Origin of the sequence: Streptomyces fagopyri (assembly GCF_009498275.1) — a bacterium.
Classification (GTDB): Bacteria; Actinomycetota; Actinomycetes; order Streptomycetales; family Streptomycetaceae; genus Streptomyces; species Streptomyces fagopyri.
The window spans coordinates 1318170-1344368 of sequence record NZ_CP045643.1 but is presented as its reverse complement, the minus strand read 5'-3'; the positions used below and the strand labels follow the sequence as shown (position 1 = coordinate 1344368).

The 26199-nt window shown below is 72.3% G+C and carries 24 protein-coding genes; 15 read left to right on the top strand and 9 right to left on the bottom strand.

All coding sequences use genetic code 11. The features are described from left to right. Nucleotides 1-131: 131 nt before the first annotated feature. The 9 genes from GFH48_RS05710 to GFH48_RS05670 all read left to right on the top strand — a co-directional run bounded on the left by GFH48_RS05710 (nucleotide 132) and on the right by GFH48_RS05670 (nucleotide 8858). Nucleotides 132-1649 (top strand): sugar ABC transporter ATP-binding protein, encoded by a 1518-nt coding sequence (locus tag GFH48_RS05710; RefSeq protein ID WP_153287210.1) that lies wholly within the window; start codon nucleotides 132-134, stop codon nucleotides 1647-1649. 28 nt (nucleotides 1650-1677) lie between these two features. After that, complete coding sequence (locus GFH48_RS05705) at nucleotides 1678-2718, top strand: ABC transporter permease (protein WP_153287209.1); 1041 nt, start codon at nucleotides 1678-1680, stop codon at nucleotides 2716-2718. Further along, the gene (locus GFH48_RS05700; RefSeq protein ID WP_153287208.1) at nucleotides 2711-3703 is read left to right on the top strand and encodes an ABC transporter permease; all 993 of its coding nucleotides are present in this window, start codon (nucleotides 2711-2713) and stop codon (nucleotides 3701-3703) included. The genes GFH48_RS05705 and GFH48_RS05700 overlap by 8 nt, the downstream gene beginning before the upstream one ends. A gap of 29 nt (nucleotides 3704-3732) precedes the next feature. Continuing rightward, nucleotides 3733-4815: a rhamnose ABC transporter substrate-binding protein gene (gene rhaS, locus GFH48_RS05695; RefSeq protein ID WP_153287207.1), complete on the top strand. Its 1083-nt coding sequence runs from the start codon at nucleotides 3733-3735 to the stop codon at nucleotides 4813-4815. Between the two features lie 16 nt (nucleotides 4816-4831). Then, complete coding sequence (locus GFH48_RS05690; RefSeq protein ID WP_153287206.1) at nucleotides 4832-5152, top strand: L-rhamnose mutarotase; 321 nt, start codon at nucleotides 4832-4834, stop codon at nucleotides 5150-5152. Between the two features lie 15 nt (nucleotides 5153-5167). Continuing rightward, nucleotides 5168-5452, top strand: a complete 285-nt coding sequence (locus GFH48_RS05685) for a hypothetical protein (RefSeq protein WP_153287205.1) — start codon at nucleotides 5168-5170, stop codon at nucleotides 5450-5452. A 76-nt stretch (nucleotides 5453-5528) separates the two neighbouring features. Beyond that, the gene (locus GFH48_RS05680) at nucleotides 5529-6554 is read left to right on the top strand and encodes a LacI family DNA-binding transcriptional regulator (protein ID WP_153287204.1); all 1026 of its coding nucleotides are present in this window, start codon (nucleotides 5529-5531) and stop codon (nucleotides 6552-6554) included. Between the two features lie 121 nt (nucleotides 6555-6675). Next, nucleotides 6676-7977 (top strand): alpha/beta fold hydrolase, encoded by a 1302-nt coding sequence (locus tag GFH48_RS05675; RefSeq protein WP_153287203.1) that lies wholly within the window; start codon nucleotides 6676-6678, stop codon nucleotides 7975-7977. 47 nt (nucleotides 7978-8024) lie between these two features. After that, nucleotides 8025-8858: an enoyl-CoA hydratase/isomerase family protein gene (locus GFH48_RS05670; protein ID WP_153287202.1), complete on the top strand. Its 834-nt coding sequence runs from the start codon at nucleotides 8025-8027 to the stop codon at nucleotides 8856-8858. A gap of 293 nt (nucleotides 8859-9151) precedes the next feature. Here the strand turns inward: GFH48_RS05670 and GFH48_RS05665 are convergent, their stop codons facing one another. Continuing rightward, nucleotides 9152-10027, bottom strand: coding sequence for an SDR family oxidoreductase (locus GFH48_RS05665; protein ID WP_153287201.1), 876 nt, complete (start codon nucleotides 10025-10027; stop codon nucleotides 9152-9154). Nucleotides 10028-10198: 171 nt separating this feature from the next. Between GFH48_RS05665 and GFH48_RS05660 the strand changes: the two genes are divergently transcribed. Beyond that, entirely contained in the window at nucleotides 10199-11065 is an 867-nt protein-coding gene (locus GFH48_RS05660; protein WP_153287200.1) for a pentapeptide repeat-containing protein, read from the top strand. Here GFH48_RS05660 and GFH48_RS05655 read toward each other — a convergent pair. Then, complete coding sequence (locus GFH48_RS05655; RefSeq protein WP_153287199.1) at nucleotides 11027-12511, bottom strand: cytochrome P450; 1485 nt, start codon at nucleotides 12509-12511, stop codon at nucleotides 11027-11029. The two genes, GFH48_RS05660 and GFH48_RS05655, sit on opposite strands and share 39 nt — an antisense overlap. A gap of 109 nt (nucleotides 12512-12620) precedes the next feature. Here GFH48_RS05655 and GFH48_RS05650 point away from each other — a divergent pair, with 109 nt between their 5' ends. Beyond that, complete coding sequence (locus GFH48_RS05650) at nucleotides 12621-13238, top strand: TetR/AcrR family transcriptional regulator (protein WP_194280501.1); 618 nt, start codon at nucleotides 12621-12623, stop codon at nucleotides 13236-13238. A gap of 98 nt (nucleotides 13239-13336) precedes the next feature. Next, nucleotides 13337-14062 carry a DUF2470 domain-containing protein gene (locus tag GFH48_RS05645; RefSeq protein WP_153292737.1) on the top strand — a complete coding sequence of 242 codons (726 nt, stop codon included), beginning with the start codon at nucleotides 13337-13339 and terminating at the stop codon, nucleotides 14060-14062. Here GFH48_RS05645 and GFH48_RS05640 read toward each other — a convergent pair. From GFH48_RS05640 to GFH48_RS05625, 4 genes are all read right to left on the bottom strand, one after another. After that, the gene (locus tag GFH48_RS05640; RefSeq protein WP_153287197.1) at nucleotides 14030-15283 is read right to left on the bottom strand and encodes a lactonase family protein; all 1254 of its coding nucleotides are present in this window, start codon (nucleotides 15281-15283) and stop codon (nucleotides 14030-14032) included. The two genes, GFH48_RS05645 and GFH48_RS05640, sit on opposite strands and share 33 nt — an antisense overlap. Before the next feature lie 113 nt (nucleotides 15284-15396). After that, complete coding sequence (locus tag GFH48_RS05635) at nucleotides 15397-16443, bottom strand: hypothetical protein (protein WP_153287196.1); 1047 nt, start codon at nucleotides 16441-16443, stop codon at nucleotides 15397-15399. Nucleotides 16444-16496: 53 nt separating this feature from the next. Then, nucleotides 16497-17759: an FUSC family protein gene (locus GFH48_RS05630; RefSeq protein WP_153287195.1), complete on the bottom strand. Its 1263-nt coding sequence runs from the start codon at nucleotides 17757-17759 to the stop codon at nucleotides 16497-16499. A 327-nt stretch (nucleotides 17760-18086) separates the two neighbouring features. Further along, nucleotides 18087-18707 carry a CGNR zinc finger domain-containing protein gene (locus GFH48_RS05625; protein ID WP_153287194.1) on the bottom strand — a complete coding sequence of 207 codons (621 nt, stop codon included), beginning with the start codon at nucleotides 18705-18707 and terminating at the stop codon, nucleotides 18087-18089. A 129-nt stretch (nucleotides 18708-18836) separates the two neighbouring features. On the opposite strand from GFH48_RS05625, the gene GFH48_RS05620 reads away from it, so the two are divergent. Next, complete coding sequence (locus GFH48_RS05620) at nucleotides 18837-19838, top strand: quinone oxidoreductase family protein (RefSeq protein WP_153287193.1); 1002 nt, start codon at nucleotides 18837-18839, stop codon at nucleotides 19836-19838. Between the two features lie 224 nt (nucleotides 19839-20062). Here GFH48_RS05620 and GFH48_RS05615 read toward each other — a convergent pair whose 3' ends face one another. Next, nucleotides 20063-20638 (bottom strand): TetR/AcrR family transcriptional regulator, encoded by a 576-nt coding sequence (locus GFH48_RS05615; protein ID WP_322746977.1) that lies wholly within the window; start codon nucleotides 20636-20638, stop codon nucleotides 20063-20065. A gap of 122 nt (nucleotides 20639-20760) precedes the next feature. Between GFH48_RS05615 and GFH48_RS05610 the strand changes: the two genes are divergently transcribed. Further along, a complete protein-coding gene (locus GFH48_RS05610; RefSeq protein ID WP_153287191.1) occupies nucleotides 20761-21792 on the top strand; it encodes an NAD-dependent epimerase/dehydratase family protein in 1032 nt (343 codons plus the stop codon). A 296-nt stretch (nucleotides 21793-22088) separates the two neighbouring features. Here the strand turns inward: GFH48_RS05610 and GFH48_RS05605 are convergent, their stop codons facing one another. Both GFH48_RS05605 and GFH48_RS05600 read right to left on the bottom strand, forming a co-directional pair. Then, a complete protein-coding gene (locus GFH48_RS05605; RefSeq protein WP_153287190.1) occupies nucleotides 22089-22343 on the bottom strand; it encodes a hypothetical protein in 255 nt (84 codons plus the stop codon). Nucleotides 22344-22427: 84 nt separating this feature from the next. Continuing rightward, on the bottom strand, nucleotides 22428-23000 hold the full coding sequence (locus GFH48_RS05600) for a TNT domain-containing protein (RefSeq protein WP_153287189.1): 573 nt from the start codon (nucleotides 22998-23000) through the stop codon (nucleotides 22428-22430). 781 nt (nucleotides 23001-23781) lie between these two features. Here GFH48_RS05600 and GFH48_RS05595 point away from each other — a divergent pair. Next, the gene (locus GFH48_RS05595; protein ID WP_153287188.1) at nucleotides 23782-26166 is read left to right on the top strand and encodes a hypothetical protein; all 2385 of its coding nucleotides are present in this window, start codon (nucleotides 23782-23784) and stop codon (nucleotides 26164-26166) included. Nucleotides 26167-26199 lie beyond the last annotated feature (33 nt).

Below are 26199 nucleotides of genomic sequence, written 5' to 3'. Positions count from 1 at the left end.
CTTTGGCTATCGAGAATTTCGGCCCGAACCCATTGACGTGACCTGGGCTACATGTCTAACGTCCCGGCAACCTAGTTGAAACCTTTCACGACGTCGTGAGGCCTCTCCGCCCGCGTCGTTGAGGAGCTCCCATGACCCACCGGTCCGACGCGGGTCCGGCCCCCGTACTGGCGCTGGAGGACATCTCCAAGTCCTTCGGCGCGGTGCGCGCCCTGCGGGACGTGTCCCTGGAACTGTTCCCCGGCGAAGTGCACGCACTCGCCGGTGAGAACGGCGCGGGCAAGTCGACCCTCATCAAGACGCTCGCCGGCGTGCACCGACCGGACGCCGGTCGGGTGCTGCTGGACGGCGAGCCCACCGTCTTCCACGGTCCCGCCGACGCCCGCGACGCGGGTATCGCGGTGATCTACCAGGAGCCCACGCTCTTCCCCGACCTGTCGATCGCCGAGAACATCTTCATGGGCCGCCAGCCCCGGCGCGCGCTCGGCCGCATCGACCACAAGGCCACCCACGCGGCGACCGCCGGCCTGATGAAGCGCCTCGGTGTCGAACTCGACCCCGAGCGCCCGGCGCGCGGACTGTCCATCGCCGACCAGCAGATCGTCGAGATCGCCAAGGCGCTCTCCTTCGACGCGCGGGTCCTGATCATGGACGAGCCGACCGCCGCCCTGACCGGCAGCGAGGTCGCCCGCCTCTTCGGCGTCGTGCGCACCCTGCGCGAGCAGGGCTCGGCCGTGCTGTTCATCTCGCACCGGCTGGAGGAGATCTTCCAGATCTGCCGACGCGTCACGACCCTGCGCGACGGCGCCCTGATATCCAGCGAGCCGCTGGAGGGCATGACGGAGGACGACCTCGTACGCCGGATGGTCGGCCGCGACCTCGACGAGCTCTACCCCAAGCAGGACGTCGAGGCGGGCGAGGTCGCCCTCAGCGTGCGCCGCCTGACCCGCGAGGGCGTCTTCACCGACGTCTCCTTCGACGTCCGGCGCGGTGAGATCGTCGGCCTCGCCGGTCTCGTCGGCGCGGGCCGTACGGAGGTGGCGCGGGCCGTCTTCGGCGTGGACCGCTGGGACGCCGGGGAGGTGGAGGTCGACGGCAGGGCGCTCACCAACGGCGCGCCCTCGGCGGCCATGTCCGCGGGTCTCGCCCTCGTCCCGGAGGACCGGCGTGCCCAAGGCCTGGTGATGGACATGTCCATCGAGCGCAACATCGGTCTGACCGGGCTGCGTACGACCGTCAGGGCGGGCCTGATGGACCGGGGCGCCGAGCGCAGCCGTTCCCTCGACTGGGCCGTCAAGCTCCAGGTCAAGTACGCCCGGCTCGCCGACACCGTGGCCACGCTCTCCGGCGGCAACCAGCAGAAGGTCGTCCTGGCCAAGTGGCTGGCCACCGGCCCGAAGGTACTGATCGTGGACGAGCCGACGCGCGGCATCGACGTGGGCACGAAGGCCGAAGTGCACCGACTGCTCAGCGAGTTGGCCGCGGACGGCGTCGCCGTCCTGATGATCTCCTCCGACCTGCCCGAGATCCTCGGCATGGCCGACCGGGTCCTCGTGATGCACGAGGGCCGGCTCACCGCCGAGATCCCGCGCTCCGAAGCCTCCGAGGAATCCGTGATGGCCGCAGCGACCGGGAGGGCCGCCGCATGACGACGACCGACACTGAGAGGGCCGCCGCATGACGGTGACCGCACCCAACCCCGCCCCCGCCGCCGAGGTCCCCCGGTCGAGCGGCACCCGGCTGGTGGACCGCGTCTTCAAGATGCGCGAACTCGCCATCCTGGTCGTCTTCCTGGTGATGATCGCCATCACCCAGATGGGCAACAGCCAGTTCCTGTCCGAACAGGGCATCAAGGACCTGCTGCTGAACGCGACCATCCTGGTACTGGTCGCCACCGGCCAGTCCCTGGTCGTGATCACCCGGAACGTCGACCTGTCCGTCGGCTCCACGCTCGGCATCAGCGCCTTCGCGGCCGGCACCTATCTGCAGGGCGGCGGGAACCCCGTCGTCGCGGTGTTCCTCGCGGTGCTGCTCGGCATCGGATGGGGACTCGTCAACGGGCTGCTGGTCAGCCTCGGCCAGGTGCCCGCGCTCGTCGTCACCCTCGGCACGCTCTACATCATCCGCGGCATCGACTCCATCTGGGTCGGCTCCCGGCAGATCACCGCCGCCGATCTCCCGGGCGGCTTCGTCGACTTCGGCTCCGGCGGCATCTCGGCGGTGCCGTACCTCGCGCTGATCGCCCTCGCCGTACTGCTGGTCACCGCCTACTACCTCAAACACTTCGGCAGCGGACGGGAGCTGTACGCGCTGGGCTCCAACCCCGAGGCCGCGCGGCTGGCCGGCATCCCGGTCCGCAAGCGCATCCTGACCGCGTACGTCGTCTGCGGCGCTCTCGCCGGTCTCGCCGGCGCCCTGTACCTCGCCCGGTTCGGCAACGTCGACTCCGGCACCAGCACCGGCTACGAACTCACCGTCGTCAGCGCCGTGGTGGTCGGCGGCGTCGTCTTCACCGGCGGCTCCGGCAGCGTCTACGGTGCCGCGCTCGGCGCCCTGCTGCTCACCTCCATCAACAGCGTGCTGCCCGCGCTCGGCGTCAGCTCCGTCTGGGTGCTCGCCATCAACGGTGTCCTGCTGATCCTCGCCATCGCGGTCGACCGGATCGTCGCGCTGCGCGTGGCCTTCGCACTGAAGAAGAGGAACGCCCGCCATGGCTGACTCGTCCCTCGCGCGCGCCGTCCGCTGGGACACGGTCGTCGGCGCCCTCCTCATCGTCCTGCTGCTGTTCTCCTTCGGCTTCGTCGACGGCTTCGGCAACGCCCTCAACCTGTCCTTCCTGATCGGCAACACCCTGCCCATCGCGCTGATCGCGCTGCCGATGACCCTGCTCGTGGTGGCCGGGGAGATCGACCTCTCGGTCGCCTCCACGGCGGGTCTGTCCGGCTCGGTGATGGGCGTCCTGTGGAACCAGGGCATGTCGATCGAGACGATCATCCCGCTGTGTCTGCTGCTCGGCGTGGTGTGCGGCCTGGTCAACGGCCTGCTGGTGACCAGGCTGGGACTGCCCTCCCTCGCCGTCACCATCGGCACGCTCGCCGCCTACCGTGGTATCGCGCAGATCGTGCTCGGCTCGGACGCGGTGACCGACTTCCCCACCCAGTACCAGGACTTCGCGGCCGGGCGCATCGGGAACACCTTCATCCCCCAGGCCTTCCTGCCCTTCCTGGTGCTCGTCGCGATCGCCGTGGTCGTCCTGCACGCCACCCCGTTCGGACGCTCGGCCTTCGCCGTCGGCGCCAACGAGGAGGCCGCGCGCTTCGCCGGCATCAGGGTCAAGCGGCAGAAGCTGATCCTGTTCGTCGCCACCGGCTTCATGGCCTCGCTGACCGGCGTCTTCTGGGCGCTGCACTACGCCAGCGCCCGCTACGACAACGCCACCGGCCTCGAACTCTCCGTCGTCGCCGCCGTCCTGCTGGGCGGCATCGACTTCGACGGCGGCAAGGGCACGCTCGGCGGCGCGATCGCGGGAGTCTTCCTGCTCGGCGCGCTGCAGAACGTGATGAGCCTCTCCAATGTCTCCGCGCAGTCGCAGATCGTCGTCACCGGCGTTCTGCTCGTCGTCTCCGTGCTCGGCCCCCGGGTCGCGCGGCAGATCTCCGTAGCGAGGGCGGGCCGCAGAGCCGCCTCGACTCCGACCTCGTAACCGCCCACCCTCGTAAAGGAACCTTCGCCATGCGCAAGTCAACGATCCGCCGCGCCTGCGTGGCGCTCGCCGCCGTCAGCTCGCTCGCCCTGGCCGCCACCGCCTGCGGCGGCACCACCAAGAAGGACGTGAAGGCCGACAGCGGTTCGAACGCCACGGCCGGCAAGGCCGACCCGAACGCGGCGACCAAGAAGGGTCTGACGGTCGGGTTCCTGCCCAAGCAGGTCAACAACCCGTACTTCACCTCCTCCGACAAGGGCGGCGAGAAGGCGCTGACGGAGCTCGGTTCCACGTACAAGGAGGTCGGCCCCAGCAGCGCCACCGACACCTCCGGCCAGGTGAGCTACGTCAACACGCTCACCCAGCAGCAGGTCGACGCGATGGCCGTGTCCGCGCAGGACCCGGGGGCGCTGTGCACCGCGCTCAAGCAGGCCATGAGCAACAAGATCAAGGTCGTCACCTACGACTCCGACACCAAGCCCGAGTGCCGCAACGCCTTCGTCTCGCAGGCCAGCGCCGAGGACCTGGGCCGTACCGAGGTGCAGCTGCTCGCCGAGCAGATCGGTTACAAGGGGGAGATCGCGATCCTGTCCGCCGCGCAGACGGCGACGAACCAGAACACCTGGATCGACTTCATGAAGGACGAGCTGAAGGACCCCAAGTACAAGGACGTCAAGCTGGTCAAGGTCGCCTACGGCAACGACGACGCCCAGCAGTCCTTCCAGCAGACCCAGGGCCTTCTCCAGGAGCACCCGAACCTCAAGGGGATCATCTCCCCGACCACGGTCGGCATCAAGGCCGCGGCCCAGTACCTGTCCGGCTCCAAGTACAAGGGCAAGGTCAAGCTGACCGGCCTCGGCACCCCCAACGACATGCGCAAGTACGTCAAGAACGGCACCGTCGACGGCTTCGAGCTGTGGGACCCGGCGAAGCTCGGTGAGCTCGCCGCCCGTACCGCCGTCGCGCTGGTGTCCGGACAGATCAGCGGCAAGGAGGGCGAGACCTTCAAGGCCGGCGACATGGGGTCCTTCACCCTCGGCAAGGACGGCGTGATCAACCTGGGCAAGCCGACCGTCTTCGACGCGAAGAACATCGACCAGTTCGACTTCTAGGTCCGGAGGGTCCTTGATGCAGCGTGTGTGCTTCCTGCTGAAGGTCCGGGCGGACCGCCTCGACGAGTACCGCGAGCGGCATGCCGCCGTGTGGCCCGAGATGCTCCAGGCGCTCTCGGACACCGGCTGGCACAACTACTCGCTGTTCCTGCGCGAGGACGGGCTGCTGGTCGGCTACGTGGAGACCGAGGACTTCACGGCCGCCCGCGCCGCCATGGAGGCCACCGGCATCAACGCCCGCTGGCAGGCGGAGATGGCGCCGTTCTTCGAATCGCTGGACGGCGCCAGACCCGACGAGGCGATGACCCCCCTCACCGAAGTCTTCCATCTCGCCTGACCAGGAGCCCCCCACATGAGACGACGCACCCTCCTGACGGCGGCGCCTTCGGGCGTCGCCACGGGTCCCGGTCCCGCCGGTACGGCGCGGGCCGCCGGCCCGGTCCCCGCCACGGGCACCGCTCTCACCGTCGACCCACCGGGCCCCGACCGGAACACGTCGGGCCCCCGGACCAGGAGGGCCGCCATCGGTGAGACGCGTGTCCCGCGGGCTGGGACGGCGTCGCTCGCGTCCCAGGAGACGCCCGGCGGCGCGGCGCCCCGGGCGCTCCGCATCACCGGATCCCGGCTGCCCGCATGAGCGCCGGTGCCCGGGGACGCGCGGGTAATGTGAAGGCCCGCCCGCCGCTTCTCGTTTACCTGGAGGTTCGTGCCTGATGGGTCAGTCGGTGGGTATCAAGGACGTCGCCCGCGCCGCTGGAGTCTCCGTGGGCACGGTCTCGAACGTGATCAACCGCCCGGACACCGTGGCCTCCGAGACCCGGGCGCGCGTCCAGTCGGCCATAGACCGGCTGGGCTACGTCCGCAGCGAGTCGGCGCGCCAGCTGCGGGCCGGGCGCAGCCGGATCATGGGCCTGCTCGTCCTCGACATGGGCAACCCCTTCTTCGTGGACGTGGCGCGCGGCGCCGAGCGGGCGGCGCGGGACGCCGGGCTCGGCGTGATGGTCTGCAACAGCGCGCAGAGCGCGAGCGAGGAGGCCGACTACCTGTCGCTCTTCGCCGAGCAGCGGGTGCGCGGGGTGCTGCTCACCCCCGCCGACGCGACGGGTCGCAACATCGAGACCTTCCGCCGCAACGGCATCCCCTTCGTCCTGGTCGACCGGGTCGCCGAGGGCACCACCGAGTGCTCGGTCTCGGTCGACGACGTGGCAGGCGGCGCGCTGGCCGTACGCCACCTCGTCGACGCCGGTCACCGCTCCATCGCGTACGTCAGCGGACCGCCGGGACTGAACCAGGTCACCGACCGGCGCACCGGCGCGCTGAACGCGCTGGCCGAGGCCGGGCTCGCGCCCACCGCGCTCAAGGAGCTGCCGACCGAGCGCCTGGACGTGGCCGCGGGCCGTGACGCCGGCGCCCGGCTCCTCGGCCTGGCCGTGCGCCCCACCGCCGTCTTCTGCGCCAACGACCTGCTCGCCCTCGGTGTCCTGCAGGCCATGTACGCCGCCGGGGTCGGCGTCCCCGACGACCTCGCGATCGTCGGCTACGACGACATCGAGTTCGCCGCCGCGGCGGCCGTCCCGCTCACCTCGGTGCGCCAGCCCGCGATGACGATGGGTGCCCTCGCCGCCGAGCTGCTGCTGGAGGAGACGGAGGCCGAGACGTCCCCGGTGCCGCACGAACACCGGCGGGTGGTGCTCCAGCCGGAGCTGGTGGTACGCCGCTCCAGCCTGTCGGCACGCTGATCCTTCCCGCCCGGTGCTGAGCGGCCGTTCAGTACGGTTTCTTGATCCCCGGGCTCGGACGGCGGGGGAGCATGTGTTCAACTGGGACGCAGCCTGGAATCCGTACGTCTGGGGAGTCCCGTTGACCGTCAGCTACCGCCAGCCCGGTGTCGTCCTCACCGACCACCGCTTCACCGTGCCCCTCGACCACGACGAACCGGCGGGGGAGAGCATCCAGCTGTTCGCCCGCGCGGTCGTCGCGAGCGAGAAGGCGCACCAGGACCTCCCCTGGCTGGTCTACCTCCAGGGCGGCCCCGGCTTCGGCGCCAACCGCTTCGTCGGCAAGCAGGCCTGGCTCGGCCGCGCGCTCAAGGAGTTCCGGGTCCTGCTGCTCGACCAGCGCGGCACCGGCCACTCGACGCCGGCCAACCGTCAGACACTCCCGATGCGCGGCGGCCCCCGGGCACAGGCGGACTACCTCACGTACTTCCGCGGCGACTCCATCGTCCGTGACTGCGAGGCCGTCCGCCCCCGGGTCACCGGTGGCGCGCCCTGGACCGTACTGGGCCAGAGCTTCGGCGGCTTCTGCGCGGTGAACTACCTCTCGACCGCCCCCGAAGGGCTGCGCGCGGCGCTGATCACCGGTGGACTTCCCGGGCTTGACGCGCACGCGGACGACGTCTACCGGGCCGCGTACCCCCGTATCGAGCGCAAAGTGGCGGCACACTACGCGCGTTACCCCCAGGACGTGGAGCGGGCCCGGCAGATCGCCGAGTACCTCGTGCGGCACGAACCGGTGCTGAACGGCGGCTACCGCCTCACCGTCGAGGCCTTCCAGTCGCTCGGCATCCTCCTCGGCGGCAGCGAGGGCAGTCACCGGCTGCACTACCTCCTGGAGGACGCCTTCGTCCGCACCCCGCAGGGGCCGGCCCTCTCCGACGCCTTCCAGGAGGAGGTGCAGGGTCTGCTCTCCTACGCGGGCCACCCGCTCTACGCGCTGGTCCACGAGGCGATCTACGGGCAGGACGACCGGCCCACCGACTGGTCGGCCGAGCGGGTGCGCGCCGAGTTCCCGCAGTTCGACGCCGCCAAGACACTCGCGGACGACGGACCGCTGCTGTTCACCGGTGAGTCCGTGCACCCCTGGACGTTCGACAACGACCCGGCGCTGCGGCCGCTGCGCGAGACCGCCGAGGAACTGGCCGCCCGCACCGACTGGCGTCCGCTGTACGACCCCGCCCGCCTCGCCGCCAACGAGGTCCCGGTGGCCGCGGCGGTCTACCACGACGACATGTACGTCGACACCGGGCACGCGCTGCGCACCGCCCGCGCCATCGGCGGTCTGCGCACCTGGGTGACCGACGAGTTCGAACACGACGGGGTTCGGGCCGGCGGTCCTCGTGTCCTGGACCGTCTGCTGGCGTTGACGCGCGACGAGGTCTGAGGTCCCCTACGGTTCTGACGGATTGTCAGAACCGAGAGGGGGCACGGATGATCGACACCTTGCGCACCGACGTCCCGGAGGGTGAGGAGCGGCTGCGCCTGGAGGTCGAGGACGGGATCGGCGTCCTCACCCTCTGCCGTCCGGCCAGGCTCAACGCGTGGAGCTGGGAGTCGACGCGTCAACTCGGCCTGCTGGCCGACCGGATCCGCTTCGACCGGTCGGTCCGGGTGGTGCTGCTGCGGGCGCAGGGCCGGGCCTTCTGCGCGGGCATCGACGTGACTGCGCCGGGCGGCGCGATCGAGGGGCGCACGGACGCGGAGCGGGCCCGCAACTACTACGAGGGAATCCGCTGGGCGCACGAGCGGTTCGCGGTCTTCGCCGGGCTGCCCCAGCCGGTGGTCGCGGCCGTCCAGGGGCACTGTCTGGGCTTCGGCTTCGAACTCGCGCTGATGGCGGACCTCAGGATCGCGGCCGACGACGCGGTGTTCGCCCTGCCGGAGGCGCGGCTCGGGGTGGCCGTCGACGCGGGCGGTGATCTGAGGATCGCCCGGGAGGCGGGGGCCGGGTGGGCGAAGTTCCTGGCCCTGACGGGGCGTTCGCTGGACGCCGCCACGGCGGAGCGGCTTCACCTGGTCCAACTCGTCGTGACCCGCGACGAACTGGACGGGGCCGCCCGTGCCGTCGCCGCCGAGATCGCGGCGAACGCGCCGCTCGCCGTGCGGGGCATCAAGCACGACATCGACACCTATGCCGACGCGGGGCTCGCGGCAGCCCTCGACCGCACCGCCGGCTCGGCGGCGCTCACCCTGGCGTCCGAGGACTCCCGCGAGGGATACGCGGCGAAGGGCGCCCGCCGCGTGCCTCGGTTCGAGGGGAAGTGACCGGCACGCTTCGATCGGTGCCGTGTGCCGTGTGCCGTGTGCGAACGGTTGCGGGCGGCGGGGTCCTGCGCGGTGGGCGGACGGTTGCGCGCGGGGTCGCGTGCGGTGGGGCGGGGGACGGGTGAGGGACGACGACGGGCTTCTCGCCGTGGCCCTCGACGACATCGCGCCCGTCGTCGGCCGTTCTGGTGATGGGCGTGACCGTCACCGACGGGAGGGTCGTCGGGATGTACATCCTGTCCGACCCCGAGGGGCTCGCGCGGCTCGACCTCTGCGCGTTCGGCGACCGACCGTCAGCCGGTGAAGGGGCCCAGGCCCAACTGGTCGCGCACCGGCACCACCGGTGCGCCGACGAGCACCCTGCGCTGCCAGTTCGCGCCGTCCACCACCAGGGTGTGGCCGGTGATGAAACGGGCGTAGGGGGAGGCCAGGAAGGTGGCGGCCCAGCCCAGTTCGCGCGGCGCGCCGACCCGCAGCGCGGGCTGGCGCGCGTCGTGCGCCCCGGTCCGGTCCAGCGCTCCCCTGATGTCCGCGGTCATGTCCTCGTGCGGCATCAGCCCGGGCACCAGCCCGTTGACCTGGATGCCGTACGGCCCCCATTCCACGGCCAGGGTCTCCACCAGGTTGCGCACCCCCGCCTTCGCCGCGGCGCTGTGCGCGTATCCCGGGCCGCCGGTCCAGGCGTACGAGGCGCCGACGTCGATGACCGAGCCGGGTGTGCCGGCGGCCAGATGACACCGCCCGAACTCGCGTGTCATCAGGAAGGTCCCGGTGAGGGTGATGTCGACGACCGCTCGCCAGGCGTTCGGCGTCATCTCCTCGGCGGGTACGGGGAAGTTGGCGGCGGCGTTGTTCACCAGGACGCCGGGCAGCGGGCTCGCGTCGAAGACCTCCGCGATGCGCTCCGCGTCCCGTACGTCGCACACCGCCGTCGTCACCCGGGTGCCGAGCCCGGCCAGCTCGTCCCGGGCGGAGCGCAGATGCTCCGCGTCGCGGCTCACCAGCAGCAGATCGGCGCCGAGGCGCGCGAACTCCGCCGCGATCGCCTTGCCCAGCCCGGTGCCGCCGCCGGTCACCAGGACCAGCGTGCCGTCGTACGTTCCGGGCGGCAGCGCGCTCGCGCCCAGCGGGGGAGGAGCGGGCAGACCGCGCGGGAGTGTGTCGTCCATGGCCGCCTCGATACCCGGTGCGGCCGAAAACCTCCAGAGCCGCGGTGCCCCTGTCCGGACCCGTCTTCCGCGGGCGCCGGGCCGCGCCGCCCGCCAGGGCCGTCCGGATCGTTCCCGGTCATGTCATCGGCCCAGTTCAGGCCCTTGTCCGCGGGTCAGTAGGCTGGGGGCATGCGGGAAGAGAGTGGGACCGGCACGGACCGGCTGCGGGAGCTGCGGGCCGACTGCGGTGAGTGCTTCGGGCTCTGCTGCGTCGCGCTGCCCTTCGCCCGTTCGGCCGACTTCGCGATCGACAAGGACGCGGGGAAGCCCTGCCCCAACCTGGCGGCCGACTCCCGGTGCGGCATCCACACGCGGTTGCGCCAGAAGGGCTTCACGGGCTGCACGGTGTACGACTGCTTCGGCGCCGGGCAGAAGGTCTCGCAGGTCACCTTCGGCGGCCAGGACTGGCGTTCCGTGCCGGGGGAGCGCGCCCGGCAGATGTTCGAGGTGTTCCCGGTCGTCCGCCAGCTCCACGAACTGCTCTGGTACCTGAACGAGGCGCTGACGCTGCCCGCGGCCGGCCCGGTGCACGCCGACGTCCGCCGCGCGCTCGTCACCACCGAACGGCTGACCCGGCTGACCGCCGGAGAACTGGGCGGGCTGGACGTCGGCGCGCACCGGCAGGAGGTCAACGTACTGCTGCTGCGGACCAGCGAACTGGTGCGGGCGGGAGCCGGACGCGGGAAGAACGGCGGGAAGAGCGGCGGGAAGAAGGACCGCCGGGGCGCCGACCTGATGGGCGCCCGTCTCAAGGGTGCCGATCTGCGGGGTGCGGACCTGCGTGGCGCCTACCTGATCGCCGCCGACCTCACGGGTGCGGATCTGCGCGGCGCGGACCTGATCGGCGCCGACCTGCGGGACACGGATCTCACGGACGCCGACCTGACCGGGGCGTTCTTCCTGACCCAGCCCCAGGTGAACGCGGCCCGGGGCGGCGCCGGCACCAGGCTGCCGCGGTCAGTCGGCCGACCGGATCACTGGACGGCCGTGCGCTGAGTCCGGTGCGGGCGCCCGCTCTTCGAGGTGCAGCCGCAGTCCTTCCGGCATCAGGGTGAGCCGCTCGGCGATCCGCAGCCGGTAGTCGGGCTCGGGGCGCAGTTCGTAGCGGCGCAGCAGCAGTCCGAGGACCAGCGTCGCCTCGTGCAGCGCGAACTGACGGCCGATGCAGGCGCGGGCGCCGGTGCCGAACGGCTTGAAGGTGTGGCCGGGCCGGGACCGTACGGCCGGTGCGTCGAAGCGGTCCGGATCGAAGGCCTCCGCGTCGGCTCCCCAGACATCCGGATCGCGGTGCAGCATCGCCGTCAGGACCAGGGTCCACGCCCCTGGGCGCATCGGGTGGACGCCGCCCAGCACGGTGTCCGCCCGGGCCTCGCGCGCGAAGGCGGGCGCCGTCGGCCAGAGCCGCAGGGACTCGTCGAGGATCCGGCGCACGTACCGCAGCTTGGCGACCTGGTCGTAGGCCGGCCGGGGCGTGTCGCCCCAGACGCGGTCCACCTCGGCCCGGGCGCGGGCCGCGATGGCGGGGTGCCGGGAGAGGTAGTGCAGGGCGAAGGAGAGCGCGCCCGAGGTCGTCTCGTGTCCCGCGACCAGGAAGGTGATGACCTGACGGCGGATGTTCTCCGGCGTCAGCCGCTCTCCGGTCTCGGGGTGGGCGGTGTCCAGCATGCGGTCGAGCAGGTCCCCTTCGCCCGCGGTTCCGCGTCGGGCCGCCACGAGCGCGTCGACCGTGCGGTTGAGGTAGGCCATGTCCGCCGCGTTGCGCCGGGTGGCGTCGCGCAGCACGACGGGCGCCAGCGGCGCGGGGAGCACGTTGAGGCGCTGCGCGTAGGTAAGGGTGCCGACCATGGCGGTCACGAAGGGATGGGGCCGGGAGCGCTCGAAGGAGCCGAAGTCGTGGCCGAAGCCGGTGCGGGCGATCGTCTCCAGCGTCAGCTTCGTCATGTCGGCGGGCACGTCGACCGCGCGTCCGGCGGCTCGCTCCCGGTCCCAGCGGTCGGTCAGCCGCTCGGCGACGGCCAGCATCATCGGGTGGTAGCCCTCCATGGCCTCGCGGCTGAAGCCGGGAGCCAGGACGTCGTGCGCCAGCTGCCAGTTCGGCTCGTGGTTGTAGGCCGTGAACAACCCGTCCCCGGCGACCGGCCTGAGGTTGGCGACCCCGAGTCCCACGTGCTTGGCGAACCTGGTCTCGTCCGCGAGTTCGGCCGCGAGTTCCGCGCCCCACACGAAGACGATCTCCTTGCCGAAGGCCCTGCGCCGGAAGATCGGCCCGAGCTGCCGCCCGAAGCGCATCGAATCCTGCAAGGGGGAGCGGATGCGGGAGCCGATCACGTCCCCGACGACCGGGATCCGGTACGGCGGATGCGGGATGCGGCGCAGCTCCGGCCAGCCCAGTTCGGCACTGCGGAACCCCTTGGGCAGTACGGACCCTGTCGTCTCCGCCATCACGCGATCTCCCTTGTGCCTGCGGCCGTTCGGCTCTGTTGTACGCGGGTTCAACAGCGGATCCCAGTCTGTTCCCGTTGCTGAACCGACGTCAAGTAAGGTGCGGGACATGGCTGCGAGACGCGGGGAAGGGGAGGAGCGCACGCGTCGTCGGCTCAGTACCGGGGAACGCAGGGAGCAGCTCCTGTCGGTGGGGGCGCGGCTGTTCTCGGAGAGTCCGTACGACGAGGTGTGGATCGAGCAGGTCGCCGAGATCGCCGGTGTGTCGCGCGGTCTCCTCTACCACTACTTCCCGACCAAACGGGACTTCTTCGCCGCGGTCGTGGAGCGCGAGAGCGAGCGCATGCTGCGCATGACGGCAGCGGCGCCGGGGGTCGCCGTGCGGGAGCAGCTCGGAGCCGGCCTGGACACCTTCCTGGCGTACGTCGAGACGCACGCCCACGGCTTCCGCGCCTTCCACCGTGCCGACGCGGCCGGTGACCGGGCGGTGCGTGCGGTCTACCGGCGGGCACTGGCCGTCCAGGAGCGGCAGATCCTGGAGGCGCTCGCCGCGGACCCGGACTTCGGCCCCGCGGCTGTGGAGCGGCCCGAACTGCGGATCGCCGTGCGCGGCTGGCTGGCCTTCACCACGGCCGTGTGTCTGGAGTGGCTGAGGGGCGCGGAGCTGACGCGCGAACAACTGCGCGACCTCTGTGCGCGGGCGCTGCTGGGCGCGATCGCCCCGTAGCCGTTGGGGGCGTCAGGGGCGCGGCGTGGTTGGCGTACACCCGGATCTTCGATAGGTTAGGCAAGGCTTACCTAATGGAGGTTGGGATGGGTGACCGAATGGGTGACCGTCATGTCTGGACGGCCGCGCCCGCCGTGGCCGAGCGCGCCCGCTCGGTGCTCGCCGCGGCCTGGTCCTGCGCGGTGACCGCCGAGGGCGGCCGGGAGGAACTCCTCGGCGCGCACAGCGTCACCGGGGACGGCAGGATCCTTCTGCGCGTGCCGGACGACAGCGCGCTGCTCGCCGCCGCCGTCTGCGCCCCCCGCGGTGAGCCGTCGGCCGTCCTGGAGTTCGCGGACGTCGCGCCCGTTCCGGTACGCCGCCGGATCCGCACCCGCCTCTGGACGGCCGGCTGGTTCACGGTCGGGGAGGGGCATCTGGAGTTCCGGGCCTCGCGGGTCGTGCTGCGCGACGCGTCCGGCGCCGTCGTCGTCGGCCTCGACGAGTTCGCCGACGCCGACCCCGATCCGCTGGCATCCGCCGAGGCCGCCCTGCTCACCCACCTCGCCGACGCGCACCCCGACGCCGTCGAGCGGCTGACCCGCCTCGTCGAGCCCGAGAGCCTGCACGGCGCGGTCCGCGTCCAGCCGCTCGCCGTCGACCGGCACGGCCTGACACTGCGCGTCGAGCGGGTACGGGGCGACGGCGATGTGCGCCTGGCCTTCCACGCGCCCGCCGACGACGTCTCCCAGCTCACCGAGCGCATGCACGTGCTGCTCACGCAGGCGAGCTCCACCGCCTGCCCCCGCGCGCTACAGCGGCAGCGCGCAGACGGCGACGGGTGACGCGAACGGCTTGCCCGCGAGCCTGAGGCCACCGCTCGCGCCGTCGACGTGGAAGACACTGACCGTGCCGGAGCGCTGATTCGCCGTGAACAGCAGCCGCTCGTCGGGCGAGAGGGCGAGCTGGCGCGGGAAGTCGCCGCCGACCGGGACGGTGTCCAGGAGCCGCAGCCGCGCGCCGTCCGCCTCGACCGCGTACCGCGTCAGGCTGTTGGCGCCGCGATTGGCCAGATAGGCGTACGCGCCGTCCGACGTCACCACGATCTGAGCCGGGTAGTTGGTCCCCGTCCCCGTACCCGTCGACTGCGCCTTCCCCGGACTGAGCCGCCCGCTCGTCCTGTCGTAGCCGCAGACGACGACCGTGTTGTCCACCTCGTTGGCGAGATAGGCGAAGCGGCCGCCGGGGTGGAAGGTGAGGTGGCGCGGGCCCGCGCCCGGACGGGTGTGCGCCTGGGAGACCTCGGCGAGTGTGCCCTCGGACGGGTCGAGCCGGTAGCTGTAGACGGTGTCGGTCCCCAGGTCGACGGCGAGGACATGGCTGCCGTCCGGTCCGGTGATGAACTGGTGCGCGTGCGGCCCCTGTTGGCCGGGGCCGGGAGCCGGGCTGGAGTGCCTGACCAGATCCGTGCGCTCGCCGAGCGCGCCCGAGGCGTCGATGGGGTGCACGGCCACACTGCCCGAGCCGTAGTTGGCGCTCAGCAGCCAGTGCCCGCTCGGATGTACGGACAGGTGGCACGGACCGGATCCTCCCGTGCCACGGGTGCCGAGCACCTTGTCGTCCGCGAGCCGTACGGCCGTCACCCCGCCCTCGGGCCGCTCGTCGACGGCGTACAGGGTGCGGTGGTCCGGGTGCACGGCGAGGTACGAGGGGTCGGCGACGCCGGTCACCGTGCCGGTGGCCGTGACGGCACCCGTGGCGGAGTCGTAGGTGGCCAGTCCGATGCCCTTCCCGCCGCCGTCGACCGACGTGTACGTGCCGAGGAACAGGGGACGGACGGTGGGGGCGGGCGAGCCGCCGGCGGAAGGCGAGCCGGCCGCGGACGGCGCACCGGCGGTCGGGGGTGACCCGACGCCGGGCGCGGTCGCGGCCCGTGCGGGCTCGGCCCGGGGCGCGGCCGGAGAGGGCAGCGCCGTCGCCGCGACGGCTCCCGCCAGCGCTCCGACGAACCGGCGCCTGCTCCAGCCGCCGCCCGCGCCGCGCGCCGGTCCTGCACCACTGCTCATGCCTGCACCTCGGGTGTCGGTTGCCTCAGCCGTGACCTCCACCATGGCGTGTGACACCCGTGCGGTGCAAAGACGGCGCGGTACGTCACACGGAGGCCGACGCGTACCGCCACCTACCAGTCACCGTCCGCGACCGGCTTGCCCGGTGCGTCCCCGAGCTGGATCACCTGCTCGGGCGAGGGCGCCTGCCAGGGCTCGTGGTCGTCGCCGAGCCACTCGCCGACGGGCCGCACCGCGCCGAGGGTGTCCGTGGGGGCCACGTCCCCGGCGTCCTGGTCGTAGTACTCGAACCAGGGCAGCCCGGCCCGGGTGTAGGCCGCGCGGTCCACCGGCGACGGCGGGGGAGCCTCACCCGTGACGCGTCGCCACTCGGGAGGTGTCACGAGGTGGACGAACACCCGGCCGGCCGGCTCACCGGCCCAGGCGCCGAGGGGCCGGTCGGAGGGGTGGATCTCCTGGCGCATCGAGCCCCCCACCCCGAGCCCCATGGCCGGCGCGCTTCTCGACCGGGCCGCGGCGGCGGGAGCGGCCATGGGGGCCGGCAGGGCGCCGGGCGCGGGGGGAGGTGACCCGTAACCGGTCAGGGTCCCTGCCGACCGGGCGGCCTCGGCCCGGCGGCGCTCCTGCTCGCGCCACTTCGCGAGCTCCGGCGCACGCAGCGGGAACGACTGCAACTGGAGGCCGCCCCACACCTCCTCGCCGGTCACCTGTCCCTCGACCGTGGCCCCCAGCCCGAGGGGCACGGCGACGAACTGGCGGACCTTTCCCTTGCCGGAGTTGATGCCGTCCAGCCAGGGCTGGCGAGGGAGCAGGACGTGGTTCTGCGGGTTCAGGGACAGCCGGGGGCTCCACGGCTCGCCCGAGATCGCGCACACCTTGCCCACCCCGACCTGCAGCGCGGCCGGTTCCGCCGAGCCCGCGAAGCTGAGCCACATGGCCTCGCGCAGGTAGACCGGCAGCATCACACCGCCGCGCGCACGCCACTCGGCGGGGACCGTGTCCGCGTAGTCCTCGACACGGCGCAGCGGGAACTCTCCGAGGCCGGGCGGCAGTCCGTGCGTCCCCGTCTCGGGCAGGCGCAGCGTCCGCATGAAGCGGATCCGCACACCCCCCGGCAGCAGCAGTGAGTTCTCCTCGATCCGTACGGTGCCCCCGGTCATCCGCGTTCCCCCTCGTCGTCGGCGCCGCGCCCACCCGTCGTGGCACGGGCCTCTCACAGAGAACGTCGCGAGGCCGTCCGACGGTTCCGGCTCCGGCGCGTCGGCATCGGGACCCGCAGACGGTTCCGTAGGCGGGTGAGGTGCGGGCGGCGCTCGCGCTGTTCACGCGCGCCGCGGTCGAGTTCCTCCATCAGACGCCGTGAACGGTGCTCCGTGTCGAGCTCGTCCAGGATGCGGTTGACCTCCGTGAGGACGGCGCCGTGCAGATGCCACTGACGGGCGTCCCGCTGGACCCCCTCCAGCAGCAGCTGGGCGAGCTTGTCGCGGGTCGCCGACGCGGTCGTCAGCTCCGCGGTGAGCCGGGTCTCCGCCGACTCGGCGTTCTGGCTCACGTCGGTGGTCACCAGGACGGCGAAACTCACCACGGCGTCGGCGACTTCGCTCAGCAGCTGCTCCATCACCGCGCCCACCTGTGGATCGAACAGGGGCTCGGGATCACGCTCCTTGGCGAGGTCGGTGAGGGTGCGCGCGAGCACCCGCAGCACCACCGTGCAGATCTCCAGCGTGTCGAGCCCGGTGCGCAGCACGATCCGGTGCAGCAGGCCCTCGCGGACACGGGGATTGAGCTTCAGGCTGTCCTCGGCCTGCCGGAGCGCCGCGTCGACCCCGACGATGTCGTGGTCCAGACGCCGCGCCTCGTGCAGCCGCGCGGTGGCGTGCTCCACGGGGGTGCGGCCCGCCGCCTCCTCCCCCATGCGCAGCATCAACTGCCGTACGCGCCGTGCCAGGTCCTCGATGGACTGGCCGGCCGCGCCCACCCACACCGGGGGAGCGAACAGCAGATTGCAGCCGAGCCCGACCACCGCGCCGATCAGCGTCTCCAGGACCCTGGCCCAGGCCGTGTCCCCGACCCGGGTGACACCGAGGACGAGCATGGCGCTGATCGCCACCTCGGGCACGAACTCGCTGACCCGGACCAGGTGGCCGACGGCCAGCGAGGCGAGGATGAGCAGCGCCAGGCTCCACCAGGTCAGCCCGACGAGCAGGCTGAAACCGATGGCGACGACGACGCCGGCCACGACGGAGTTCACGCGGCGGATGCCGGTGGTGAGGGTGGAGTAGAGCGTGACCTGCACGACGAGGAGCGCGGTGAGCGGTGCGGTGAGCGGCGCGGGCTCGGGACTGAGCCGGACCGCGATCACGTACGCGATGCTCGCCGCCGCGGCCGACCTCACCGACTGGACGACCACGGGTTCCTGGTGCCACTTCCGGAACTGTGGTCCCACCACGGCCCACACATCACGTACGTCTCGCATCCTTGGCCTTTTCCCCTTTCGTCCCTGTACCGAACGTGTTGATCGAGGACTGTAACTGTCCGCAACGAAGCCAAATTTGTCGTCGCCGGGCCCCTTCCCCGTTCTGCCCCGCCGACGCGCCGCCCATCGGCGCGCCGGCGTCGGGGACGCGCCTGCTCGCCGACGCCCTCGGGGCCTGAGGGGTCCGCACGGGGTGGTGATCCCCTTCACCGGGCGGAGGGGGCTTCGCCGGCGAGGGGTACGGGCCGGCGGCAGGTTCGCCGGCGGGAGGCGGCTTCGGCGTACGGAAGCGGTTTCACCGCACGTCAGCAGTGCGCCCTTCGGCGGTCAGTTTTCAGTGGTGGAGGCGGTGCGGCCACGGGACCGGTAGCCGGCCACCTTGGCGAGATTGCCGCAGCGGTCCATGGAGCACCAGCGGCGCCGGCGGGCCTGGGAGTCGTCCAGGAAGAGCAGGGAGCACGTGGGGCTCTCGCACTCCTTGATCCTTCCGAGCAGGGGGCCGCCGATCAGGAGGACCGCGTCCCGGGCCACGGTCGCCAGGGCCGCGGGGCCGGGCCGCGCGGCCGTCCAGCGCAGGACCGGCCGTGGACCGTCGTACGGCTCGGCGAGCTGAGGTGCGAGATCGGGCAGCGCCGCCGCTTCGTTCACCCGTGCGACGTCGTCCGGGTCGGGCGCTTCTTCGAGCATCGCGGCGCGTACGAGACGGTGGACGGCCTCGCGCAGCGTGCGGGCGCGGAGGAGATCGGCCTCGCTGATCCGTGCCGGGCCGCCGTCCGCTCCGGCGTGCAGGCCCGCCTCGGTGATCCAGCGGGCGAGTGCCTCGGGGTCCGGGAGCCGTTCGAACGGCGCGGTGTGCCGTTTGCCGAGCGTGGCGACGAAGTCCAGGGCGGGGCGGCCGCCGATGAAGGGGAACGCCGTCTGCGGCTCGGGGGCGGAAGCTGGGGGCATGGTCCGATTCTAACGCCTTGACACCTGTTCATAAGGTGTCGCACAGTGACACCACTTCAACCGGTGTCACTGTGCGGGTCGGCCTTGCGTGCGGTGTTCCGGTACGTCCCCCGAGGGAGCAGGTGCGGTATGCGTGCGGTGCGGATCGACGAGTTCGGCGGGCCCGAGGTGCTGGTCCCGGTGGAGGTGCCGGACCCGGTCGCCGGCCCCGGACAGGTGCTGGTGCGGATCGCGGCGGCGGGGGTGAACCGCGCGGACGCGCTCGTGCGGGCCGGGGTGTACCACCGGGCCGGCCGGCCCCCGCTGATCCCGGGCGTCGAGGCGTCCGGCGTCGTGGAGGCCGTGGGGGAGGGGGTGACCGGGGTCCGGGCCGGGCAGCGGGTCATGGCCCTGGACGGGGTGAACGCGCCTGGTTTCTATGCCGAGTTGGCTGTCGTGCCGGCCGAGCGTGTGACCGTGCTCCCGGAGGGCGTCGAGCTGACGCAGGCCGCCACCCTGCCCGTGGCGTGGCTGTCCGCCTGGTACTGCCTGCTCAGGCTGGCGAAGGTGACCGAGGGCGACACCGTACTGGTGAAGGCCGCGGCGAGCGGGGTGGGCAGCGCGGCCGTGCAGATCGCGGCGGGCGCCGGCGCCCGGGTCATCGCGTCGGCGGGTTCGGCGGAGAAGACCGCCTGGGCGGCCGGGTTCGGTGCGCGGGACACCCTCGACACCTCCGCGCACCCCGACGACGCCGAGGTCGACGAGGTGCTGCGGCTGACCGGGGGCCGCGGTGCGGACATCGTCCTCGACACCGTCGGCGGCCCCGCCTTCGCCCGGAGTCTGCGCGAGGTCGGCCACGGCGGACGGGTGGTCGCCCTCGCCAACGTGGCCCTGGAGCCGAGCGTCGTCGACACCCGTGACTTCTACCCGAAGAACGCGTCCGTCCTCGGGTTCCAGCTCACCAACCTGCAGATCCACGGCTACGACCCGCGCGCGGACCTGCGGGAACTCGCCGAGCGGGTCGCGGCCGGCCGGTACCGGGTGCCGGTCGAGGCGGTGTTCCCGCTGGAGCGGGCACGCGCCGCGCACGAGCGCCTGGAACGCAGGGAGCACCGCGGCAAGATCGTGCTCGCCGTTCAGGACGGCGCGTGACCCCCGGCGGGCGCTGGGTCCCGTACGGGCACTCCCGCGCGGGAGTGCCCGTCCCGGACGGACCCGACCGTGCGGGGGTGGCCGTCCCGCGCCCACCCGGCCGTGGCGGCGGTCGTCACGGACGGGGGCGCGCGGGGCGGTGAACGGGTCGGGCGCGGAGGCGGATCAGTCCCGGTGCGGCGGCGGGCGGCGTCCACCCGGGGTCGACGCCGCCCGCCCCGGTGCTACGCGGATTCCGGTGGCCGGCTGCGGAGCCCGTCGGCGACGAGGTCGAGGATCCGGGCGGCCCGTTCCTGGCTGCCGGGCCCCGGGGGGATCCGCCACAGCACGCTGAGCTGGAGGAGTACGTCCTCCGGGTCGGTGCCCGGCTTCAGCGAGCCCTCGGCGGCGCCGGCGTCGAGGAGGGCGGTGATCGCGCCGAGGAAGGGTCCGTAGTGCTCGTCGTCGAGGCCGCCGTTGGTCGCCGCGTGGATGACCTCGGCCACGCCGTACTTGAGCTGGCCGTACCGGGCGACCTCCTCGAACCAGCCGCGCAGGGCCGTGAGCGGCGGGAGCGAGCCGGCCAGGGTGTGGGCGAGGTCGATGAGCTTCTGGATCTCCTGGTCGTAGAGCTCGACGACGAGGGCTTCCCGGGTCGGGAAGTGCCGGTACAGGGTTCCGACGCCGACCCCGGCCTGCTTGGCGATGGACGTCATGGAGGCGCTGGTGGAGGCCGAGAACGCCTCGGTGGCGGCGGCCAGGATGCGCGCCCGGTTGCTGCGGGCGTCGGAACGCGTCGGCTTCGGTGGCAGCGAGTTCACGGGTGTCGGTGGTCCGTTCAGTGCGGATTGCGAAACGGAAGGGCTTCCGGTACGTTCGAAGCCGTAACGGAGGGGCTTCCGTTTCATTTTCCCACACCCACCTGACGAAGCGGAGAACGGCCATGGCCGAAGTGGTTCTGGTGACCGGTGGCAGCGGCTACATCGCGGGCTGGTGCATCGCGGAGCTGCTGCGCGGCGGCTACGAAGTGCGGACCACCGTGCGGGACGAGGGGAAGAAGCAGGCCGTCGTCGACGCCGTGTCGACCGTCGTCGACCCCGCCGGCCGGCTGGGCTTCGCCGTCGCGGACCTCACGGCGGACGACGGCTGGGACGCCGCGGTCAAGGGTGTCGACCGCGTACTGCACGTCGCCTCCCCGCTCGGCGGCGCCGACCCCCGTGATCCGGACGCGCTCATCGCCCCGGCCCGCGACGGCGCGCTGCGCGTACTGCGTGCCGCGACCAGGGCCGGGGTCGGGCGCGTCGTGATGACCTCGGCGGCGAACGCCGCGAGCCCGTCGTCGTACGCGACGGAGGGCGTGACCGACGAGACGCTGTGGACCGACCCGGACGATCCCACGCTGATCCCCTACCGCCGCTCGAAGACGCTCGCCGAGCGGGCCGCGTGGGACTTCATGGACAGCCACCCGGGACGCACCGAACTGACCACCGTGCTGCCCGGCGCCGTGTTCGGCCCCATCCTCACGACGGCCACCCTCGGTTCCGTCGGAATCGTCGGGCGCATGATCTCCGGTGCCATGTCCGGCATCCCGCGGATCGGGCTGGAGATCGTGGACGTCCGTGATCTCGTCGACGTGCACCTCCGGGCGATGACGTCGCCGGACGCCGCGGGCCAACGCTTCCTCGCCACCGGCGAGTTCACCTGGATGACGGAGATGGCCCGCATCCTGCGGGACGGCCTCGGCGCGGACGGCCGCCGGGTCTCCACCCGGCAGGTCCCGGACTTCGCGGTCCGGCTCGCGGCCCGGTTCCGGGACCCGTCGCTGCGTGAGATCACGCCGGCCCTCGGCCGCCGCAACCGGCACAGCACGGACAAGGCGCGGCGGGTTCTCGGCTGGCGGCCCCGGCCGGCCGGCGAGACCGTACTGGACTGCGCCAGAAGCCTCATCGAGCACGGCGCCGTCCAGCACGTCTGAGCACCGGTGCCGGTGCCGGTCGCGCCGCGCGGCGGAGGTGACGGCGGAGCGGATGACGGCGGAGCGGGTGACGCCCGTCGTGCGGCGTGCGCGCGATTCCCGCCGCGTGGTGAGGCGGGAGGCCGGCCCGTGATCCCCCCGGGGGGCCGGCGCTCGGTGTCGGACGCCGTGCGTCGTACGCCGGAGGGTCGTACGGCGGAGGGCCGTCCTCGTGCCCGGTGTGTCCGGTCGGTCCGACCGCGCGGCGGGGTGCCGTGGCCCTCGTCGCCCGGCCGCCGGGAATCATGGGACCGTCCTCAGTCCGGCCCGGGAGCCGGTCCCTCGTCGGTGAGGCGGTCGTAGATCCAGCCGCAGGCCCGGCCCTCGTCGGCGAACCGTTCGAAGACCTCGCGCCGTCTCCGCTCGTGGACGCCCACCAGCCATTCCCCGTCACGTTCTTCGAGGAAGTACCGGTCCGCGGCCCGATGTTCGCCGGGGCAGTCCGGGATCTCGTAGTACGCGGAGGGGACCCCGGCCGCCCGGAGGGCCCGGCACAGCTCGAACCGGTCCATGGCGTCGGTCCTTCCTCGGGGCCGAAGCCGGACCCGGATGTGACCGGGTCCGGCTTCGGCGGGTTCCCGCGCGGACGCGGGGGACTACTTGACGATTCGCCGCAGGGTGCCGTTGCGTACGAGGTCCGCCACCGTGGTACGCGGGATGCTCGGACAGAACTGACTTGACGTCACATACTGGATGCCGAGGCCCGACTGCTCGAACCCGGGGGCGGTCCTGCCCGCGCACACCACGACGTCCTTGGTCACCTTGTACACGTGGTAGTCGTACGGGTAGCGCGGGTCCATGGTGTTGAGGCTCGACGGCGGGATCGAACGCTTGCCGTACCTGGTGCCCGCCGGGGCGAGGAACCGGCCCGCCTCGCTGCCGAACCGGTCCAGCTTCTGGCCCGCGTGGAGCATGAGGGGAGCGGCCACCACGGTCTGGTTCCTGTGCGTGTAGCCGTCGTCCGGCGGGTAACGCCAGTCGCCCTGACCGGAGTCGGCGGTGGGGTCCCACCACCGGTTCAGGAACGTCACGGCGGTGAGGCCGCCGAGCCGGTCGTACCTGTGGAGGATGCGGCCCAGCTTTCCGTACATCGGCAGCCGCTTGGGGCCCAGCCGCCAGTCACCGCAGAAGAAGTACGGGCGCAGCGCCGGCGCGATAGGGGCGGGCATCAGGCCCCTGCACACCTGCGGCTGGACGAGCCCGCCGAATGCGACCCTCGACAGCGCGGGCGAAACCGCCGCTGCCGGAACCGGCTTGACGGGCCAGGCGTGCGCGGCAGCACCTGAAACGCCGCCGTCCCTGTCCGCGGGGGCCGCGGACGATGTGACGGAGGCGCCCAGCACCAGGGAGCCGGTCAGGCCTCCCACCGCCGCCAGGCTCGCACACCAATGTGACGATCTCACCAAACCTCCTGCGGGAACGTGTGTCCGGACATGCCGCCGCGTGCCCTGGGAGGGCGACGTGGGGCGACCGGAATGTCGGGACTTACACAAGCCAAAGGGGTCCGACCGAGCGAGCGGACGTGCCGGAACGCGTCCGAACGGGTCCCGGCTTCATACCGTTGCTTCATCCGCGCCACCCCGTCCGGCCCTGCGAACCGGCACAGGAGCGGGAATTCATGACCCGAGCCACGCCGGACGGGCGGGGGTGGAGGCGGAACGACACGGTTCGGCGGGACGGGGCAGGACAGAGCGGGACGGTGCCGCGGGACGAGTGGGGAGACGGTCCGGGAACGGCGTCCCAGCACACCGCCACCGGATGGACGCTTCGTTCGGTGGGGCCGCCCCGGTCGACGGAATGGGCCCCCGACCCATCGGCCCCCTGCGCCTCGGGACACGTCGCCGGGCCCCGGAAGGACCGGGCCGTTCCCGCCCGCCGGCGGCGGACACCCTCGGTCTCGTACTTTTGACGCATTGTGAGCGCCGTCCGTGCCCCTCACTGTGATCTGCCATGGACAACGGATCCCAGGGGCGGCATACCCGTCTGATCGAACTGGTCGTGCCCGGCATCGGCCCGGTGGACCGTACGGAGGCACTTGAGCCGCCGTCCGTCCGCCGGATCAGTGGGGACGAGGGCGCCGGCTGGTACGCGGCGGTGGAGCCGGACGAGTCCGAGCCTCCGGTCGAGCGGCAGGTGTACGACTGGAACCGGCTGACGATCGGCGGCGCGGGGCGGGCGATGTGGCTGTGTCTGCTGCCCTTTCTGCTGATCAACCTGGTGACCTGGATGCAGCCAGGACTGCCCCCGCGCAACAGACTGTCGGGCGCGCTGTACGACTTCGGGGCCCGGCTCCTCGGACTGTCGCTGACGGTGATGCTGGTGGGCGTGTTCGGACAGGCGGCCATGGACCAGGTCGTATGGCAGTGCGGGGCGGCCGCGCGGTCCCCCTGCGGTGCGCGGAACCCCCTCGTCGAGGCCGCGCGCGACATGGGCACGGGGCTGGGTCTGACCCTCGCCGCCGTCGTGCCGCTGCTCGTCGGAGCGGTGATGGCGTTCAGTGCTCGGGACGCCAAGAAGGAGTACCGACCGGTCCTGAAAACGGTGGAGTTCGAGGCTCAGCGGCGTTTCGAGGACGAGGACAGGCTGCGGGCGCGGGAGCCCGGCACCGTGCGGCGGCCGCTCGAGGCGCGGGGCTTTTGGGAGTACAACTGGCGGGCCGAGGGCCTTGCCGCGCAGCATCTGTGCACCGGACTGCTCACGGTCGCGATGCTGCTGATCGTTCCCTCGTTCCAGTACGACATGCGCCACGGTGGCACGACGGTGGGGCTGGTGCTCTTCGTCCTCATCCTGGTGCCGGCGGCACTGGTCGTCGCCGACGGCCCCTGGTTCCGGCAGGTGGCGTGGCACAAACGGTGGCCGCTCGACCACCAGCGTACGACCGTCGCCGTATGTCTCACGGTGACGGCCTGCGCCATGCTCTACGGCGCCCTGCCCGACCGGGACTGGCGCGCCGCGCGCGGCGAGTCCTGGATGCTGCCGGGCATGGGCGAGGAGGCCAACGACGTGGTCATCGCCCAGGGGCTCGGGGTGCTGCTGATGATCGTCGCCTGTCTCGTGATGTGCTTCAGAGACCTCGACCGCGCCAAGAAGATGTCCCTGTACGGGCTGCTCGGGCCCGTCGTCGCGGTGCTGGCCTGCTTCATCGGGTGGCTCTACACGGCGGCGTTCTCCTTGTGGGCACAGGGCTGGCTCACTCCGGACGGACACCCGTACGCCACCCAACTCCCCAGAGCGGTACGGGTGATCGCCGCGGCCTTCCCGCTGGTGGTGGCGCTGGGCGGGCTCGCGGCCGGGGCCAACGCCCTGTGGAAGGTGTGGAAGCGCAGGCAGCAGGCCACCTCCGCGCACCCCTGGGAGGAGGACGAAGACAGGAAACACCGACGCGAGATCAGCTGGACGGAGATCGCGGGGCGTGACGGCCTGGACTGGTACGACCAGGGCCTCGCCGCGCTGGCCTCCCTGATCGTGGCCCTGGTCCTCACCCTCTACCTGGCCAACTGGGCGGGCGACGGCACCTTGCAGACGAACGTCCACCGGACCACGGCCGACGTGCTCAAGCAGCTGACCACCTTCGGCGCCCTCACCCTGGTCGCGCTCGTGGCGGTGGCGCTGATCACCGTACGGGCCGTCGTGCTGCGTCCCGAGACACGCCGCAACACGGGCATCGCCTGGGCCTTCGGCGTGTTCTGGCCGCGTGCCGCGCACCCTTTCGCGCCGGCGGCGTGGACGGTACGCACCGTGCCCGAGCTGGTGCACCGCGTCGAGCATCTGCTCGACTCCGACCGCCGCACCCGGATCCTGCTGCACGCGCAGTCGATGGGGTCGGTGATAGCCGTGGCCGCGTTGTGGCAGATCCGGGCCGAACTGCGCCCGCGTATCGCCCTGTTGACCACCGGGAGTCCGATCCGCGCGGTGTTCGGACGCCATTACCCCGGCTATGTCACGGTCGAGTCCCTCGCCGGCCTGGTCCACGGCGACGACCCCACACGTCTGCTCGTCAGGTGGGTCAACATCCACCGCGAGACGGACCTGCTGGCCGGTCCGATCGGCATCCCCGGTGTGGACGAGAAATGGGACGACGGGGTGGACCCGATGGACCCCGACGCCGAGCGGTCGCACGCCCGTACCCGCGCCCAGCCCGTCTTCTGGCCACTGGAACGGCACAACGGATACCGCCGCGATCCCAGGATCACGGAGGTCCGCAGCACCCTGCTCCGCACCCTCGCGGAGTCCGGCCCTCCGCCCTCCCCCGCCCCGGTACTTCCGCCGCCGCGCCGCCCCGCCCCCGGCCAGGCCCCCGCGCCCGGTTCGCCGGACGGCGGGGCGAGCGGGTGACGGAGCGCGTGGCCGCGACCACGCCGTACGGCC